At 58.7% G+C, this 16,888-nt stretch carries 18 protein-coding genes; 8 read left to right on the forward strand and 10 right to left on the reverse strand.

The genetic code is table 11. The features are described 5' to 3' along the window. Positions 1 to 53: 53 nt before the first annotated feature. The 5 genes from PGN37_RS01060 to PGN37_RS01080 form a co-directional block, all read right to left on the reverse strand. Positions 54 to 272: a hypothetical protein gene (locus PGN37_RS01060; RefSeq protein ID WP_335329158.1), complete on the reverse strand. Its 219-nt coding sequence runs from the start codon at positions 270 to 272 to the stop codon at positions 54 to 56. Positions 273 to 459: 187 nt separating this feature from the next. Continuing rightward, positions 460 to 660, reverse strand: a complete 201-nt coding sequence (locus PGN37_RS01065; protein ID WP_335329159.1) for a hypothetical protein — start codon at positions 658 to 660, stop codon at positions 460 to 462. Continuing rightward, a complete protein-coding gene (locus PGN37_RS01070) occupies positions 657 to 1,316 on the reverse strand; it encodes an MT-A70 family methyltransferase (protein WP_335329160.1) in 660 nt (219 codons plus the stop codon). Before PGN37_RS01070 ends, PGN37_RS01065 begins: the two co-directional genes overlap by 4 nt. 270 nt (positions 1,317 to 1,586) lie before the next feature. After that, positions 1,587 to 1,850 carry a hypothetical protein gene (locus tag PGN37_RS01075; protein ID WP_335329161.1) on the reverse strand — a complete coding sequence of 88 codons (264 nt, stop codon included), beginning with the start codon at positions 1,848 to 1,850 and terminating at the stop codon, positions 1,587 to 1,589. Continuing rightward, positions 1,847 to 1,987 (reverse strand): hypothetical protein, encoded by a 141-nt coding sequence (locus PGN37_RS01080; RefSeq protein ID WP_335329162.1) that lies wholly within the window; start codon positions 1,985 to 1,987, stop codon positions 1,847 to 1,849. Before PGN37_RS01080 ends, PGN37_RS01075 begins: the two co-directional genes overlap by 4 nt. Before the next feature lie 98 nt (positions 1,988 to 2,085). Here PGN37_RS01080 and PGN37_RS01085 point away from each other — a divergent pair, with 98 nt between their 5' ends. Beyond that, on the forward strand, positions 2,086 to 2,340 hold the full coding sequence (locus PGN37_RS01085; protein WP_335329163.1) for a hypothetical protein: 255 nt from the start codon (positions 2,086 to 2,088) through the stop codon (positions 2,338 to 2,340). 204 nt (positions 2,341 to 2,544) lie between these two features. Further along, on the forward strand, positions 2,545 to 3,702 hold the full coding sequence (locus PGN37_RS01090; RefSeq protein ID WP_335329164.1) for a hypothetical protein: 1,158 nt from the start codon (positions 2,545 to 2,547) through the stop codon (positions 3,700 to 3,702). A gap of 432 nt (positions 3,703 to 4,134) precedes the next feature. Here the strand turns inward: PGN37_RS01090 and PGN37_RS01095 are convergent, their stop codons facing one another. The 5 genes from PGN37_RS01095 to PGN37_RS01110 all read right to left on the reverse strand — a co-directional run bounded on the left by PGN37_RS01095 (position 4,135) and on the right by PGN37_RS01110 (position 9,797). Then, the gene (locus tag PGN37_RS01095; RefSeq protein ID WP_335329165.1) at positions 4,135 to 5,157 is read right to left on the reverse strand and encodes a hypothetical protein; all 1,023 of its coding nucleotides are present in this window, start codon (positions 5,155 to 5,157) and stop codon (positions 4,135 to 4,137) included. Further along, positions 5,154 to 5,465 carry a hypothetical protein gene (locus PGN37_RS01100; RefSeq protein WP_335329166.1) on the reverse strand — a complete coding sequence of 104 codons (312 nt, stop codon included), beginning with the start codon at positions 5,463 to 5,465 and terminating at the stop codon, positions 5,154 to 5,156. Before PGN37_RS01100 ends, PGN37_RS01095 begins: the two co-directional genes overlap by 4 nt. Beyond that, on the reverse strand, positions 5,374 to 5,877 hold the full coding sequence (locus PGN37_RS27245) for an alpha/beta fold hydrolase (protein WP_442932812.1): 504 nt from the start codon (positions 5,875 to 5,877) through the stop codon (positions 5,374 to 5,376). Before PGN37_RS27245 ends, PGN37_RS01100 begins: the two co-directional genes overlap by 92 nt. A 54-nt stretch (positions 5,878 to 5,931) precedes the next feature. After that, on the reverse strand, positions 5,932 to 8,451 hold the full coding sequence (locus PGN37_RS01105; protein ID WP_335329167.1) for a PEP/pyruvate-binding domain-containing protein: 2,520 nt from the start codon (positions 8,449 to 8,451) through the stop codon (positions 5,932 to 5,934). Positions 8,452 to 8,552: 101 nt separating this feature from the next. Next, positions 8,553 to 9,797: an XRE family transcriptional regulator gene (locus PGN37_RS01110; protein WP_335329168.1), complete on the reverse strand. Its 1,245-nt coding sequence runs from the start codon at positions 9,795 to 9,797 to the stop codon at positions 8,553 to 8,555. A gap of 510 nt (positions 9,798 to 10,307) precedes the next feature. Between PGN37_RS01110 and PGN37_RS01115 the strand changes: the two genes are divergently transcribed. The 6 genes from PGN37_RS01115 (at position 10,308) to PGN37_RS01140 (ending at position 16,878) form a co-directional block, all read left to right on the forward strand. Then, positions 10,308 to 11,048, forward strand: a complete 741-nt coding sequence (locus PGN37_RS01115; RefSeq protein WP_335329169.1) for a 2OG-Fe(II) oxygenase — start codon at positions 10,308 to 10,310, stop codon at positions 11,046 to 11,048. Positions 11,049 to 11,582: 534 nt separating this feature from the next. Next, a complete protein-coding gene (locus PGN37_RS01120; protein ID WP_335329170.1) occupies positions 11,583 to 12,158 on the forward strand; it encodes a GNAT family N-acetyltransferase in 576 nt (191 codons plus the stop codon). A 37-nt stretch (positions 12,159 to 12,195) separates the two neighbouring features. Then, on the forward strand, positions 12,196 to 13,335 hold the full coding sequence (locus PGN37_RS01125) for a hypothetical protein (protein ID WP_335329171.1): 1,140 nt from the start codon (positions 12,196 to 12,198) through the stop codon (positions 13,333 to 13,335). 120 nt (positions 13,336 to 13,455) lie between these two features. Further along, complete coding sequence (locus PGN37_RS01130) at positions 13,456 to 13,674, forward strand: helix-turn-helix domain-containing protein (RefSeq protein WP_335329172.1); 219 nt, start codon at positions 13,456 to 13,458, stop codon at positions 13,672 to 13,674. Positions 13,675 to 14,109: 435 nt separating this feature from the next. Next, positions 14,110 to 15,531, forward strand: a complete 1,422-nt coding sequence (locus PGN37_RS01135; protein ID WP_335329173.1) for a hypothetical protein — start codon at positions 14,110 to 14,112, stop codon at positions 15,529 to 15,531. Positions 15,532 to 15,567: 36 nt separating this feature from the next. Next, entirely contained in the window at positions 15,568 to 16,878 is a 1,311-nt protein-coding gene (locus PGN37_RS01140; protein ID WP_335329174.1) for a hypothetical protein, read from the forward strand. Positions 16,879 to 16,888 lie beyond the last annotated feature (10 nt).

Raw genomic sequence — 16,888 nt, forward strand, 5'->3', positions numbered from 1 at the left:
GTCGAGCGGGCGCGGTAGCCACAACCGGTGAAACGCAGGAAGTGCTGGCGGAGTCATGATTCGGACTCCGGTTCCCCGTCGGACGGTTGTGGCGGTGTGTCGTGATCGGCCTTGGCGTCGGTCTCAGCCTGCGCAGCTGCCAGATCAGCGGCGAGCGCCAGCAGGGCTGCGGAGAGCCGCTTGGTATCAGGTGGGTCATGGCGCAAGCCACGGACACGGATGATTCGGTCGCTATTCCTGCGGTACTTGCGTTTTGGACGGGAGCGCGCCATCACTTGCCTCCTTTCGTGTGCGTGACGGTGGATAAAGCCAAACCGGCACACGTCCCAAAGGCGGCGGCATTACTCTTTCTATGCGCCCGTTGCGCTGACATGTCAATACGCAATGTCAATTTCACAACAAAGTCTGCTGCTGCTCTGAGATTTGCACGGCCAGAGGTTAATTGGAAGGAGCGCTCACTCACCATGGCTTTCTCCAGATACGCCAGGCGGTTATGCCCACGGCGATGAGAACGCCAAGGAGAAGGAATCCGAGCACCCAGTACCAAATGCTTTGCAGCAGGTGCACCGCCACCGATAAGGCCACGACGCCGAATAGGATCAGAAGACAGGCGTTGAGGAACCACCCAAAGGGGTTACCAGAAGGGGAGTGGTTGCTCATCGGCGCAAGCTCCCTGCCCCGCTGTTTGCCCCGTCCGATGGCACGGGGTACCCGAGCATCTCTATGTCGGAGTCAATCTCGTTACCCCAAGCGTCCCAGCCAGGCTGACGCCGACGCGCGAACAGCTCGAGGTATGGCCCTTCGCTGATGCGCTCGATGATCGCGTAGGCCTCTTCGGGCTTATGGCTGTGCTCCTGGAGCGGTGCGAACATCCATGTCGGCTGTGCGCGAAATTTCACGGGTGCATGACCCCGGGTGCCAAGGATCAGATGCTCGGTGGCGTTGCGCAGGTAGTTGCCAAGACCGAGTCGCGGCTTGATCCAGGTGAGCGGTGAACGTGGTACGAAACCCCACGCTTCAAGGACGTCGTAGCCGGCGCGCAGCGTGGCATTCGTCACCCACAACCAGGCATGACTATCCGGTGCCGCGAATGCGGCAACGGGCATGGCCTTGATGCGGTCGAGCGACATCAGGTTGTAGTGGCGGTCGGCGCCGCGCCCACCCTGCTGCTGGATGTCCCAAGGTGGGTCGGCCAGGATGGTTCGGTAACCCGGGTTCGTGGGGGCGGCAGTGGCGATACGAGGCGGTCTCCCACCCCGCGCTCCACCGGCCGCTTGGCCGGGTGCGGGATCATGGACTGTTTTGGTGATTTGCAACGGAAGCTCCTTTCTCCCAGCGTTTTCGATCGCACCGGAGTCAGGCAGTCATCGCAGGGGATGACTGCATAACGGTGTTGGCTGGGTATGTCTTGAATAAACGACGAGAAGGCTTCGGGCTCAATCGTCTGGCCGATCGACCAGTCGCGCGATGCGACGACCGGCCAGACAGTGTGTCTAGAGGCCGAATGTCGTTTTTTGGCAATAGATTTCGAGCGATTGCGATGTTGTGAAATGTGCAGCGCTTCTGGTCGACTTTTGATGCGTCGGCTAGAAGCGGCCGTGCTTCTGTCTCATGGCATGACGCATCTCGTTTCGAGCGTTGATGAACTCAGCCGATAGCCGGTTCAGCGATGACCTCGCCTCGGCGTCGATTCGATCCAGACGGGCCTGGAGGACCCGCTGCCGTTGACGGTGCACCCGCCACATGGCGATCAACCAATCCAGTGTGAGGAGGGCGGCGCAGTACACCGCCGACAGCAGTAGACACCAGAACGAGAAAACCAACAGGCTCTCGACGAGCGGCTCGCTCATGCCGGCCACCGCCCGATCCAGTCCAGGACGGTGCGGGCGACCGCGGCCGTGAGATCAAGCACGTGGACGCTGCTGCCAGGTGCGGCATCAATGTGGCGGTTGGTGATGATGTGGAGGTCGTCCTGGAGCTCAGTCACGCAGTCCAGGACATCGTTCAGTACGGCGCTTGCCGCGGCAGAGTCGTCGCCTTTGGGCACGGGCGGGGCGCAGGAAAAATGTCCGCTAACAGGAGCGGATGCCACAGATCGAGCCATCGGTGCTAACCCCCGAACCCGAAGTGCGCGACTTCATTGCCCGCAAACTCTGCGTAGCGATCGACGACAAAGTTGAGGCGAGCGGCCGCCGCCGGATCGCCGTCAGCCTGGAACGCTGCTTCCCTCGAAAGCATGCCAATCATCTGAAGCCCGGTCGCGGCTACCAGGCCCGCTGCCTTGACGCGAGTCGCGGAAACAAGGCCCCGGGCGACCTCGCGATTAGTGGAACGCATTAGATCCTTGCCTTCTGTGCGACTAAAGCCTTCGGGAACTAGCGTCGCCAAGCTGGAAGACTGTCTGTTGGCTGGAAGTGACATTGGTGAACTCCTGGTCCCTTTTGAGGTGGAAAGCCGGGCGTTTCCCGGTTGATCTCCACTCGACCACCCGTGTCGTCGCCGCTTCCGGCTGCGAGCCGGGCGTATGTCGGGCAGAATCCGTCCATGCCGGAAGCGGGGGGCGGCCTGCAGCACGATGCTGTGATCGAGGAGCTCAGGCGTGTACGCCAGAAGAGCCTCGGCGCGCTACGTCGGCTGTCGTTGCCAACACTGCATCGTGCCGCGTCTATGGCGGGGCTCACCACGACCGACGGTCAGCCCGAACCCGCGGCAATTGAGGACCTGATCCGAAAGGCCGTGGACCGCTTTGGCGGCGGCCCCTACGAGGAGGCGGCGCAATACAGCTTTGGCCTGATCGGCGGAACCAAGTTCGAGTTGGCCGCGGAGCGTCGCCGTCAAGCGGCGAAGGCATGCAACGTCTCAAGCGAAACGTTCAGGAAAACTCACGAACGAGTGGTTATCGAGCAGACGGCCGAAGGTGTGCTTGCGCTCGCACGCGATGCGGCAATGCGCCGGGCCAATGTAGAGATGCAACAACGCCACCCGGCAGACAGTCGCTTGGCAGTGGCGTGGGTGGAACGATTCGAGGCTTACTACAAGATTTGGACGCCCGTGTACGCACTCGCGGCCGACCTCGAAGCAGCGCTGGAGCATTACCGGGCAGAGCCTGCAGACCATTTGCCGTGGGACCCCGACAGTGACGAGCCGTATGACCCACAGCACGAAGCCTGGGGGTACGCGCGCAGTGCCCTTTACCGTTACGCCCAGTTTCTCCTGGAGATCAAGCGTTTCGTGGTCCGTCATGGCGGCATGTGGCTATTCTCCGATGCAGAGCGGGAAACCGAGATCAGCGACATGATCTACCGCATAGGCTGGCACAACCCCATCAACGAGGAGAACGAGTCCTGGTTGCGGCGAGCGCTGGCCACCTCGCAACTCGAAGAGGCACAACCGTTTTACGGACAGCTCAAGGCCAGCGCCCAGGGCGAGATGATCCACAAAATTTGGCAGCAGTTTGTCCGTAACGGCCATGCGCAACTGATCGGCGGTGAGACCGGTGCGAGTCAGGTTTATAGCACGATCACCGCTTGCAATGAGTACGTCAAAGCCCTCGACGAGGAGTGGCTGCTGATCGCCGACTGGTATGCACCCGGCACTGTCCGTCCTCCCGGCATTAGCGGCGCGTCGCTGTACACCGATCGAGTTGCAGCAGCCAAGCAGTCAGCAGTCAAACGATCGCTGACCGCTGCTCAGCCAAAGTAGCCGCGCAAGCTGGCTGCCGGCCCTTTCGTCGCCGCCCTTGCAAGTCGTATGTGGCGACGCCGGTTCATCGCCATGTTTTCACTATTTGAGCACGGGGCCTTGCGTCGCTCGCAACTAGTTTTGTATACCTCTCCGTCCCTTAACGTCCGCGGCCAGTATTTGACCAGCCGAAGCCCACGGGACTTCGCGTCCCGCGGCATTGGCTGACGGGCAAGTTCCGGGTTTGGTGGCACGTATGCGCAGATTGGTGCCACCGTGTGGCTAAGTCGGCGTTTGCATTTGGTGCCCGACAGACCTTCTGCCCACCTTGCCTCGATTGCGCGTCGCACATTGACGGTGATGGGCTTAGTCTGACAGGGACCGCCGCAATGGCACAGAAGCGAACTTTGCGCAGAATGTTGCGATCTCTGCCAGGGTTACCGGGGCAGGAAGTTACGACTTCAGTGCTGCCGCGATGGCCTCTTTTACGCTCGATATTTCGGTGTCGCGGATCAAAGCAGCTGCTCGGTCCCGCCAGACATCCTTATCTTCTTTAGCATCAACGACAAGGTAAAGACCGTCGATCCGGTAAAGGATACAAACGCCCACGTATCGAACAATGCGATTCTGTAATTCGGCTAATGCTTCTTTCGTCACGTAGTCAGCTAGTATTGAATTATAGCTCTTCATGAACTCTTCGATAAACGCTAATGCGTCATCTACGTTCACAGGCGGTACCTCGAGGAGAAAATGTGAAAATAAAAAGGCAGGGTCGAAAGCTGGATCGCCGCGCCAGCTTCGCTCGAGGTCAAGGAATCGAATAGTGTCGTTATCAACAAAGATATTTTTTGATGCGAAGTCTCCGCAGACTAACGTGCAGATTCCGTGCTGTCCGTCGGCAATCAGGTTGGTTGTCTCCGAAGGAAATGCCTCTCGCGCTGGGCCGAGACGCATACCGAGATGGAAGGCGATGGCTTCGTCATTGGACTTCTTATCGCCACGGACACGGACGTCGGAAATCCCTAGTGTTGCGCCGTGAATCGTGCCCATTTTGCGGCCAAAATCCTTGCCGGACGCTTGGTGGGTACGACCCGCAAGGAGTTCGTTTACGAGAAGCGGGGCGCCCTGTCGGACGTCGGTCAGGACGGAGATATTATTCGCGTCATCGTAGAAGAGAACCGCGGGGACGGTATCGGCTATTATTGACCCAATCAACTCTAAAATCTGCACTTCGAATCCGACTCGCTTCGGATCGACAGGTATGTCAGGGCGCGTTTTGACGCGGTCGCGACTTTGTCTGAGGTAGACAACCTGGTTCTGCTCGATTCTGGATCGCAATTCAACGCGATAGATCCAGTTCACGTAAGTATGTTCCGTAATTTCCGAAATGTCGGCGACGGTGCTGTCTGGAAACAGCGGCAGCACGTGAAGCTGGATGTAATCTTCTATATTCGTCAGATCCAGAGATAGAGTCATGCTGTCCCTCCAATTTGATCGAACCAATTTAGCGTTGCCTCGACAACTTCCGTTTCGCGGCCGGCGTAGTAGTGATCTGCACCCTCGATGATTTCGAGTCGCTTTGGACTCGACAGCAAATCGTAGAAGGCACTGGTATGACTGAGGCCGACCTTCGCGTCGTCGGAAGCCTGGAGCAGCAGTGTGTTTTTCGCGCCGGCGACCGCTGAGATCAACTCATTCTCTACATCGGACAGCTGATCGAAGAACGCGATCGGTAGCTTCCACTCGCCACGAATCTGGCCGGACCGCTCGAGGTTGTCTGGCATTCGCACGTAGCCGTCGACGGCTCGCGCTCGAAACTTCCCGAACGCTGCTTCGAGGTGAAGGGGGGGGCGAGGCCAACACGGCACCTTTGACGCTAGTTTGGTTCAGAAAGAAGCCAGATAAGGCGCCGCCGACACTTCGGCCGAAGAGATACTGGCCGGGATGTTCAAACCCCATGGTCGAGGCAAAGCTCAGAGCATCTTGCAGGCACTGCCGCTGATTTAGCCAAGTCTTGTCCTCGAAGGAGCCGTCGCTGTTCCCGCTGCCCAGATAGTCGAACATAAAGACTGGGTAGCCGGCACTTAGAAGGGCTGACCGCAAGTCATCGAAGACGGGCGCGTCGCTATGGCTGTTCGTAAGTCCATGCGAGGAAAACGACAGCAGAACGTCTTTCGACGCTCGGACGGTAAAGATATCCCGCCACTTCGCGCCCGCAGCTAGCGAAAGTTAATGTTTCGGCTTCGTCGTTCACGATTCGAATACCCTTCCGACGAATGGATCTGAGGCAGTGTCGATCATTATCAGGGCACCGTCGACGATGACGTCCGTGCCGGTCTCCGTTCCTACCACCGCGGGAATGGACCGTTCTTTTGCGACACGTATGGCGTGCGATGTAGCCCCGCCCTCGTTGGTAATCAGCCCAGATGAACGGAAGATGACGCTGTCCCACGCTGGCGTGGCTGCGTGAATCACGAGGATATTGCCGGACTCGAACGAAGCCGATTCCGATAGATCGCGAACAACCTGAGCTCGGGCAACGTGTACCGTATTGGTCCCTCCTTTCATGCCGGATATCAAGTTGCGGCCCCTTGGCCTCTGCTCATCGACGGCCCGGGGGTCGACTGAAAACTGTGTGGTCCCCGTCAGGGGGCGTGTCTGAAGGATAAATAATTCCCCGTTGGCGTAAGCGAATTCGATGTCTTGCCCTCTGCCGAAGCTGGTTTCGATCCGCTTGCCGATCACCGCGAGTTCCAGTAGCTGCGCGTCAGACAACTTGCGCTCGCCTGCCTGCATCGGCGCTATGCCCGTCCACCCGTCCGTCCCTAGCTGTCGGAGTTGAGTAGCCGGGAAGTGCTCAACGACGCCTTTCTGGGCTGCATCGACGATGTAACGATCTGGTGTTATCGAGCCGTCTACAAGGGGCGCGCCCAAACCCCAAATCGCCTCGATTTCAATCAGACTTGGACGTTCTATATCTGTAATCGTGTTGATGACTCCCGAGACGTCGGCAGGCACAATGCCCTGCACGATCACTGCCATCTGCACGGGTGTCGACGTCTCCAACCCCGCATGCGCCGCGTAGCGCAATGCCGGCGCCGAGTACGTTGACGCCCAGACGGATTTGACTGCGGCCAGCAAATCGCTCTTTTTCGCTGGCACAACAGAGCTGAAGCGACCCGCCCAACTGAGGTTCTCGGCGTCCTCAACCGTCGCCGAACTACGCACGGCTACCTTGTCAAATGGCAGTCGATCGGCTGCCGTGAGCAGGCCGTCGCAGAGTTTCGGGGGAATCTCTCCGGCGAGGAGTCGCTGCCGTGCCTTCTCGGCCACGGACTCCGTTGCCTCGTCCGACCTGACTACCGATTCCAGACTCAGCGCCCAAAGTCCCTGTAGCTGGTTCGAATGAATGAATCGATCGAACCCGTAAGTGGTGGCTACAAAGAACGGGGGTGTGTTCACGCCAGCTTTAAGCAGACGTATTAAGTTCAACGCCTTACCACCGACGTACTCCGCCGTAATATTGTGTACACCTCGGGCGTTGTCATCTGGGAAAATAACGCCCAAGAACTCATCTGAGAAGTTGGCGAAGTCATTACCCGCCATCACCTGCCAGGACTTATCGAGAGCGGATGTTCGAAGCGCCCACCCGTCCCTTCTCTCGGAGAGATTTGGCGGTATGGCCGCTGTGCGCAGGAACGTAGATATCTCGGGCGGAACCATGTTGTAAACGTCGTACGGCGAGAAGTGTCCGCGCTGGACGCCTCGGCGATCCACTTCCGCGAATAAAGGAATAGACAGATACTGGGCCCGAATTTTTAGTTCCATGCGATATGTACGTAGAAAAGTATAGTAGTTCGTATCGCGAATCAATTGCTTATCCCCATCAGAGATAACGTCAGAAGCGAGAATCGCATCGTACAAAAACTGATAGTCACGGACGTCGTGCGCGTCGCCAATTTTCGCGGCGTTAACGTAGGTCGCGATTTCGGCAACCACCTCATCGAATGTTGCCTCTCGAAAGCGAGGGGGGTAACCCCAGTGTGATAGCCAAGCGTATTTTCTATGGAGGTCCACCAAGCGCGCAGCAAGGTCCGGATCTATCCGCTCAATCATTCCGTGATTTGGTAAAGACGAACCTTGCATGAACATCGCATACGCGGGTGAGTCGCTCGCGACAATCCATCTGGCTGTCTGGCGGAAGGCATCGTCTTTTTCTTCCGACATCGTACGCCTCGGAGACCTGTCTAGCACAGACCGAACAAAGTCTTCTGATTTTTGTGCGTCGACTGCCAGATTAAAATCGACGCATTCGCTAGCGATTGCATGTAGATCGCCCATTGCTCCGTCTTTCGAACCGATCTGCTTCGCAATCTTGGTGACAAGTGCGGGATAGTCTTGGGCGTAGCGAAATTCTAGAATGAAAGGCAACCATAGAATCGTTGCATAATTTTGGTAGTAGCTTGCGAATACATCCACCAGTTCCGCGAGTTCGTTGTCGCTTACACCCCCTAGATCAGTCGAATCGAGCGACTCCAACCACGCGAGCCACTGATGGCCGAGCGACTCGTAGTGACGTCCGAGGTCGTCAAATACACTGGGACGGTCTCGGGAGACGGCAATCACGCCGCGAGCGAGTGACGCGAAGTTCTCGGTCCTCACATGCTCGCACCCAGGGGAGGTTGCAAGCAGTTGATCCCATTCAATTTCCGCCAGGGCTGGGTGATCGATCCGGGCCTGCAAATCGGCAACGCAATCAGCGGAGTTCACGCCCCAAAATCGAATAATTGAGTCTGGTCGAATGATTATTCGGCGCCATGCCATCTGCTTTTTCCTAGGGGTTAGATTATTTCGTGCGTACCTGGGGCCTTTTAAGACCAGTTGGCCAAATCAAAACGGGTAACCGTGGAGTCAATGATTGACTGCCGTGTGACTGGTTCGAAATCGGAACCCAACAGGTTGATCGCTCGCGCAATCTCCGAGAGGCCTACAATCTTGTTGGCGACGTCGTTGACCTCGTCGAACTCGTTGAATGCGACTTCGCTTATCAGCCCGGACGGCATTAGCGGAACGCTTTCCTGGTTGACATTTCCCAGCCCGAGTCGCGACAAGGGGTCCTGGAGTGCATCTTGAAATTGTTCACGAGCTCGCTCATTATTATAACTGATATCGTCGAGTTCCTGCAATAATTGCTGTCTGCGCTTCTGTTCTTTTAATACATCCCGGTGTGTTACAACTACAGTTTGTGGGTAATCGCCCACTTGCGACATGGTGAGGTCGGCCAGAAGGTGCAAGCGGCGGAATTCCGGCCTGTCAGATATATACGGATGAGAGGGGAGTGCAATGGCATCCAGTCGGCCTTTTCGGAGGTTGTGTATCAGGGCGCTGGTGCCGTAGGCGATCTCAATGTCGATTGATGGAGTCCCGTCAGGAAAACTCTTCTCCGCAAGTACTTTGTCGTCCTCTATGCCAATAAGCCGCCAAGATCGCTTCAGCCCAATGAGATGCACAATGAGTGCAACGGTCGACACTGTGTGCCAGCCATACGTGCCAATGCGCGTGATTGCGGCCATGTCCCTTGGGCCCTTCGCGAGCGTGTAAAGGCGCGAGGACGTGTCAGTTCCAATTTCGGAGGAGACACCTACAAGCGTCATCGCTGGATTAGTTGCCAAATGAAATAGGAAGGTGAACACCGGCAATTCGGTCGCCAGCCGTCCGAGAAGGTCGTCGGTAAGGTCGCCGGGCTCTTCAAGATCCTCGAGATCGCGAAGCAAAGAAGGCTTGGCGCGGGAGTCGCGAGCCGTGCTCTCACCCAGCGTGGAGTACGGATTGACCATACCGCGCTGCTGATCGTCGTGATAGCCAGCAAGCGTGCTCAACCGGTCCGCTGAGAGGCCAAGCGGCTCTGCGAGTTTGCGCACTTCCGAGTAGGAGGGGCGCATTGGGGCGCCGGTGGTGCCGTGCTGGCCTCGCTCCAGAAAGCTCAACCAAGTTCGGCTGACGTCCGCCCGAAGGGCGAGCTCGCTGATAGTCATCCCTTTACTCGAGCGTTCCCTTTTAATTAAGCGTCCGAGTTCTTCGAGGCCGGGATCGGTCTGGGTCTGTGGTCTGCCCATGTTTGGGGTTCCTTTCGGGGTTAGTTCTTGATTTGGTTTCGAAGTTGTTCGGCACGGGGACGGCGGCAAAGGGGTCCTGCCACGCGCCAATGACCTCAGGTCGCCGCGCAACGCATGCCCACAAAGTTACACCTGTAGCCAAGAACCTTCGCACGTCTCCCACCTGGGAAGATGCTGGACTACCAGGTGGAAGTATCAACAAAGCGTTACAGCAGTAACGTTCTGCTGTTGTGCTGATCAACTAGTCGTCTTATGATCAGTACGTAACATCGTAGCCGGGTTACAGCAGTGGAGACCGCAGAGGGCAAGCGTCAGCTTCTTCGCCGCCGACCGAGACTAACTCGGCTACGTCAGGCTCCTTGAGAACTGAACAGTGAACGGCAGTCCCGACGGGTGTCGCTTTCCCGGCTGACCACCCGTCAGGACGTGTACCTATCCGCATAGGTTGCCGTGCGGTCGATGATAACTGATCGCTACGGCCACCCAAACCCTTCTGGAAGGAGAAAACCGATGAAGGGTTCCGTTTTCTGGTTAGACCTGGAGGATATGCCAGGTTCGAACGCCAGGTGGATTGAGGATGTGCCGGGCGTCGTGATTGACGACGCTTTCTCGCCGCGGTTGCTGGCGTCGCTGGCAACGATGGCAGGGATGTCCGCGAGCTCCGGTCGTACTGGTATCTCGAACCATATACAAAATGCGTTCGAGGGTTTTGACGGATACGGCTGGCGCGACGAGTACTTCGAGCAGGTGCGAAATGGGCGAGACGATCGTGTCGAGGAGTTCGCGGAGTACGTGCGGCGCCATGTGGCCCGAATCGTCGGGCTAAGTGAGATCAGGCAGGCGCATGATGCGTTCGGTCGCATGTTCACTACGGCCGTCGTGCGGCAGACCAATGATGGTATCGACTGGCACTTTGACGACGCTCACCGCGAGTATCCCAAGACGCCACTTGATTTGGGGCCGGGTTCAAGGTGCCTTAGCTGGATCACCTACCTTAACTCACCGCAGGGTGGCCAGTTGGAAATCGCGAAGTGGAGGCCGGCGGACGCTGGGGAACACCCGAAGCGCTCGTATCCTTTGAATGAGAGGCGATTCACCGACGCTCCCCGTCAGTTGGTTCAGCCAGTCCTTGGCAGGTCCGTTCTTGTCTCCTCCGAGTACGCGCATCGAGTCCACCCCACGGTGGGTCCGCGCAAGTTCATCACGATGTTCATCGTGATTGGAGATGGCGAAGCGATCACTTTTGGTTGAAATGAAATTGGTGCGTCGTCCCTGGCTTTCACGCCAGGGACGACGCATCTTCTTTTGTAACGCCGACCCCTCGGGGCGACCGCGCGGATTATGGGCGAATCGCCGGCATTGTCCCTTGCTGTTGCGCGGTTGCAGTTGACGTTGCAGGTCTAATCGCCTGGCTTATGCCTCTGAGGCGCAGCGGAATTCGACCACGCTTTGAGTAGGAATGGGGACCTTGGACCCGAACGCGCGCACGACCAACGATGTCGGTGCGTGCGTTTTGGAAGGGTCCAAGCGCAGTTTCGAGCTGTCGGACGATTAGGGCGGTCAGAAAAGACCACTCTCGGACAGACTCCTCAACCGCTTACTGCCGTGAGTTGTCGGACGCGGCAGCGATGTTTTGATCAGCGAACAACGGCTACGAGTGCCGATGCCAATTCTGATCCGGCGCGAGATCCCTTGCTGTAGTGCCGCAGCGTCGGGCGCCTCGAGGATTGCAAAGCTACTTGAAAGTATCCATATGTTTAAGTAGCGTATCCGAAACCTTCTGGGGTGGAACGTCTCAATGGCGAGTTGACGGGTGGACGGGTGGCGATTCTCATCAGGGCGTTGACCAGCGACGATGTGTTTCCAATCGTTGCGGCGAGCAGTGACTGGACGGAGTTGTCTCAGTTCGGTCCGCCCCACTGGCGACCTCGGAGCCCGGCCGAGTTGCGCAGAAAGATCGAAGCGACAGCGGGTCCGCAACTGAGCAGCGAGTACAACTTTGTAGCACAGAGTCCCGATGGGTTGCTTGTAGCTGAGTGTTCAGTCCATGCAATTGACTGGCGTAACGGTGTGGCGCAGGTGGGTGTTTGTGTGTGGGCTCCCATCAACCGTCGCAAGGGCTACGGCCGTGTAGCGGTAAACCACTTAATCGACTGGGCATTCGGCTATCTCGGGTTGTGTCGGCTCGAAGCATGGATTGTTGACGGCAACGAACCATCTGTCGGATTGTTTACATCGCTCGGTTTCACCCATGAAGCGACGCTGCAGGGTCGGTATCTCCACGCTGGTGTGCGGCGCTCGATGCACGTCATGGCGCTGACGTCGCCTAGTGAGTGCGCGCGGCCCGCTCGCGCAGTATAGCCGCTGAGCTGCGCTTTTGTTACAATAGCAACAAGCAATGTCCGATAAGCAAGCAGAATCAGTGGCGTTTCGTCTCCGCAAAACCAAAGCGGCGCTGCTTGTGGTAGCTCTCACTTTCTCCGGAATCCTGCTCATCATGGCCAACGGCTGGCTTTCCGGCCTTGACCTCGGCGACTTCGGTTGGTTGCACGCGCTGCCGCTGGGCGAACTCGGTGGAACCCTCTTCGGCGCAGGACTTCTCGGGACGCTGTTCGAATACAGCTTCCGAAAGGACCAAGAGGAAGCGACGGTCGAGCAGTTCCGGGAAATCATTAGGGAGCAAGCGCCAGCCATGCGAGACGCTGTCATCGAGGGCTTCGCTATCCATCCCGAGGACTTGAAACGTGTTGCTAATGCAGAGCTTCTGGATGAGATCGCCGCCAATGTTATGAGTCTCCGCCTCGGCGACGAGCAGTTCGCTCGTGAGATCTACCGCGACATTCGGGATCAGGCGATCGGTGCCGCTGAACGTTGGTACGACGTCGAAGTCCGAGTGCGGCTCTCCGATGCAACGACGCGAGGGAGCGCCGTCACCCCTCTCTTCGACGTCGTCGTTGAGTGGGAGTACACCACCGTGCCGTCGGGTCCCGTGCGTCGGTTTGCTTGCGTCTCAAATCGAGACGAGTACAACGACCTTCGTGCAGACGTGCCCGCAACGTCCGCGTGGCTGATGGTTCCCCGTCTGGGGATGGATGCCAGCAGCCGCGATTTCTACGAGCTTCTCGAGCTGACGATCGATGGCGAACCGCAGGCAATCCGGCGCACCGCGCGAAAGTCTGGTCAGACGTACTCAGTTCATATCGGACCAGAGGCGTTGTCGGGCAATCCGGTTCGCGTCCGCCAGGTGTTTCGAACGGTGACGCCAACGTGGGGACACCGACTGTTCTTCGAAACGCCGCAGCCATCACGGGACGTTTCGCTGAGTGTCGACTATACGAATACTGGCATCGCCCACATGCGGGTCAGCGACACAGTGGGCGCGTTGGTGCCGCCGCGAGTCTCCCAGTTGCCGAGCTCCGTACCGGGCCGAGTTATCGAAATCGAAGCGCCGGGATGGCTGATGTCGAAGGCCGGCTTCGCGCTGACATGGACGCTGAATACAGAACTGCCCCGCGACGAGCGCCGCGAGGCAGCCTGACTTGCTCTGATTCTCTACTCGCCGCCACTCATTGGTGTCTCCCTTCCCTGGCGCTTCGCACTGACGCTACTTATAAGTATGTAGACCTTCAAGTAGCGGCCCGGAAGCGTAGGCGCCGTTATGGAGGGCAAGCTGCAGCGGGCCGTTGGGCGCAATCTGCGCCGGATCCGGCTGGAACGCGGCTACAGCCAGGAAGCTTTCGCTGATTACATGGGCGTGCACCGGACGTATATGGGCGCCGTTGAACGCGGTGAACGCAATCTGACACTGCAGACGTTAGAGCGGATCGCGGATTTTCTTGAGGTGGATCCGAAAGAGCTTCTGAACGAGACGGCTTAAGTAGAGGCCAGCGAGCGACCACTGCACTTTCTGGTCATCTGCCAGGATTCATCTGAATGGATGTGACTGCTCGCGTTCGACATGAGGCGTCGCCCGGCAAGGCCCATCCTCATTGGCAACTGGTGATGACTTCGTAGCGATCTAAACTTTTTCCGATCCCTCCGGCCACTCTGTGGCTCGGGATGGTCTCAACAGCTTGTAACCACGAGACGCGTCGCAGAGACCCCGGCGGCTCACATCGCCAGACTTCGCCGATCGGCGCGCGCTGAGGCGTAAGCCCGGACCTGCACGGGGACGGAGTTGGCGGCTTCCCCACGAGCAACTGGAACATGGTGTCCCCACGTTTCGCGATATTCGAGCGGTGGGGCGATCACACTGCTTCACTTGTTTAGGGGCGTTGTCTGCCAGTTGCACCGTCGCCACCCTGGGGGAGGTATGACCGAACGGGTCGCAGTTGTCATCGTGCACGGGATGGGAAATCAGCGTCCGGTGTCGACCGTAAACGGCTTCGTTGACAGCGCACTTGCGACGTTCGGCGGCTCCCGCGTTTACTACTCCCGCCCCGCTTTGCTCACCGACTTCTTCGAGGCGCGCCGACTCGTCGCCATAGAAATGGAGAGGGCGGGTGCCACCGCGCGGCCTCAGGTAGATCTTTACGAGTATCACTGGTCGTATCTGATGACCGGCAACAAGATTGGTCATCTCGTCCCCACGACGCTTCGGCTGCTTATTCGTCCGTTCTGGAGACTGCCGACCGCACTATGGTTCTACTGGTTTGCGCTCTTAGGCGTAGCTTTGTTCCTCGCCTTTGAATTATGGACGGCTGCCACCCAAGGACGCTTCAAAAGCTTCAAAGTGAAGGACATTATCGAGGCGATCACCCCAAACGTTTGGGTTGCTGCCGCCCTGTCCGCGTTTGTCTTCGCCGCCGCATCTTGGGCTACGTCCAACCTCGTCGATGTCGTGCGATACCTCGACACGTCGCCGCGTTCGTATGAGGTGAGACGTGCGATTCGCGGCGGCATGGTCGAACTGCTATCTGCGCTGCAGGACCCTCAGCGTAAACCCCACGCTTATAACCGCATCGTCGTTGTAGCGCACAGCCTCGGCGGTTACGTGGCTTACGACGGCATCACGTCGCTATGGACACAGACCGACCGTGGCCAAGATCAACAACGAACGTACACGACGCTGGGTGACCTGGAAGCGGAGGCACGAAGGCTGCCCGAACCAACGTCTCGGCCACCCACCGATCAGAGGGAGAACCTGGCCGACTTCCGCGAAGCGCAGAACAAGTTGTGGGCGGAGTTGCAGCAGAGCGAAACGCGTTGGCTGATATCGGACTTCGTCACGCTCGGAACTCCCATGTACATGGCTGACCTGCTCTATACGAGAAGTCGCCGCCAGTTCAACACGCTTCGACGCCGCTCCGAGCTTCCCCAGTGCCCACCGCGCAGTGACACGGAGCCCGTGGAGCCGAGGAAGGCAAGACGGACGAAGAACGCAGACAACCCGCCGCCCCTTAGCTACGGCTGGAGGGGCGAGAAAGTTCTCGTTACGGGGTCACCCTTCGCTGCGGTCCGGTGGACGAACCTGTGGTACCCGGCGCGCCTCGGGTTATTCGGCGATCCATTTGGTGGAGCACTCCAACCGCTTTTCGGATCCGGCATCAACGACAGGAAGGTGACGGCGCGCGGACGGTGGCCGTTCGTGCCGATCCTGGCGCATACGCACTACTTCAGTTACCCCGACCAGACCGGCGATGGCATCGTCACCACAGCACTGCGTGACGGGATGGCCCTGGAGCCCACCCTGACAACCATGACTGGCGCGGCACCAAATGCCGAACCGAACTAAACACAGGGTTTTACCGACGAAGTCGGGGGGTTTGACATGGTCATCATCAACAAGAAGCACGAGGCAGGGTGGCTCGGCACGGGGCACTACGGGATCGCCACGCATGCAGAGGAATCGGTGCGGAACGGAGCGCGCCATATCCGCGACGTTGCAGCCGGTACGGCCGGCGAACCGACGCCAAAGGAGTCCGGGCTTGCTGCCCTCCTCGCCGTGAACCAGGGCATGATCAGCTACACCCCGGCCGAGATCGCCCAAGGTAACTTTGAGCGTCGGCTCGCAGCCGATGGCGACGCTGGACGCTTCATCCCCCTCGCCGATGTTCCCGACGTCATCTGGAAACAGCTGCCGAAGTCGATCGATGAGCACGACGGCCGAGTGGGCGGACGTGACACGGTGAGAGCGGGTTTCGCGTCGGACGGGCCTGAACACCCCAATCACTATGCGGACATCGACGTCTCCGTCGACGGCGAGACCACGTGGCGCGAGCGGTGCCTTGCCGACCCAGATCTAATTGCCCCCCGAACCTGGCTCCGCGATCTCTATGGTGTGCTCGACGTGGCGCCGAAGCACCAAGGTCTGCTGCCGTTTCGGGTCTGGCAGCTGTTCGACGGCATGGTTGACTTTGTGCGGGCACGCGATCTCTCGGGATTCCTTGCTGCCGCTGGAGTGTGTGCGCACTACGTCGGTGACGCCGCGCAACCGCTGCACGGGTCAGCGCTATCCAACGGGGATCCTTCCCGCGATGTATACCGCACAGGCAGGGACGGCAAAGCTCACCGATTCGACTACGGCGACGGAGTCCACCTCGCCTACGAAGGCACCCTTATCACCCACAACGCGCGGGAAGTGATCGACGGCATCGCTGCGCTTGCGCCGACGATGCGATCGGCGCCGGCCATCACGACCGGCCGAGGGGCCGCCAGGGCAGTCCTGCAGCTGATGCACGACGTGGCCGCAATTCTGACACCCATCGACATCGTGAATTGCTACCAGACAGCGCGCACACAGTACGAGACGAACCCCGAGACAATTCCGCCACACCTGACGAAGACCACGGCTATCACCACGGATATGTGGAAACAATTGGGTGGCAGCACCATTGAGGTCATGCGGCGCGGCTCCGACGTCTTGGCGAACATCTGGGAGTCCGCATGGGTGACGGGCGGCGGTCGTGACATCACTGTCGAGCAAGTGAGTCAGCACACCATCACCAAAGACGCACTCCAGGCGCTCTACACCGATCCCGATTTCATGCCCTCCAGAAGACTCGACGAGATCGAGGATCAACTCCGGCCGTGGCGCCGACAGACGTTGGCCCGCAACGGTGATCGGCATACACAGCGTTAACCGCTGCGTG

Source organism: Mycobacterium kyogaense, from assembly GCF_036946525.1.
Taxonomy (GTDB): domain Bacteria; phylum Actinomycetota; class Actinomycetes; order Mycobacteriales; family Mycobacteriaceae; genus Mycobacterium; species Mycobacterium kyogaense_A.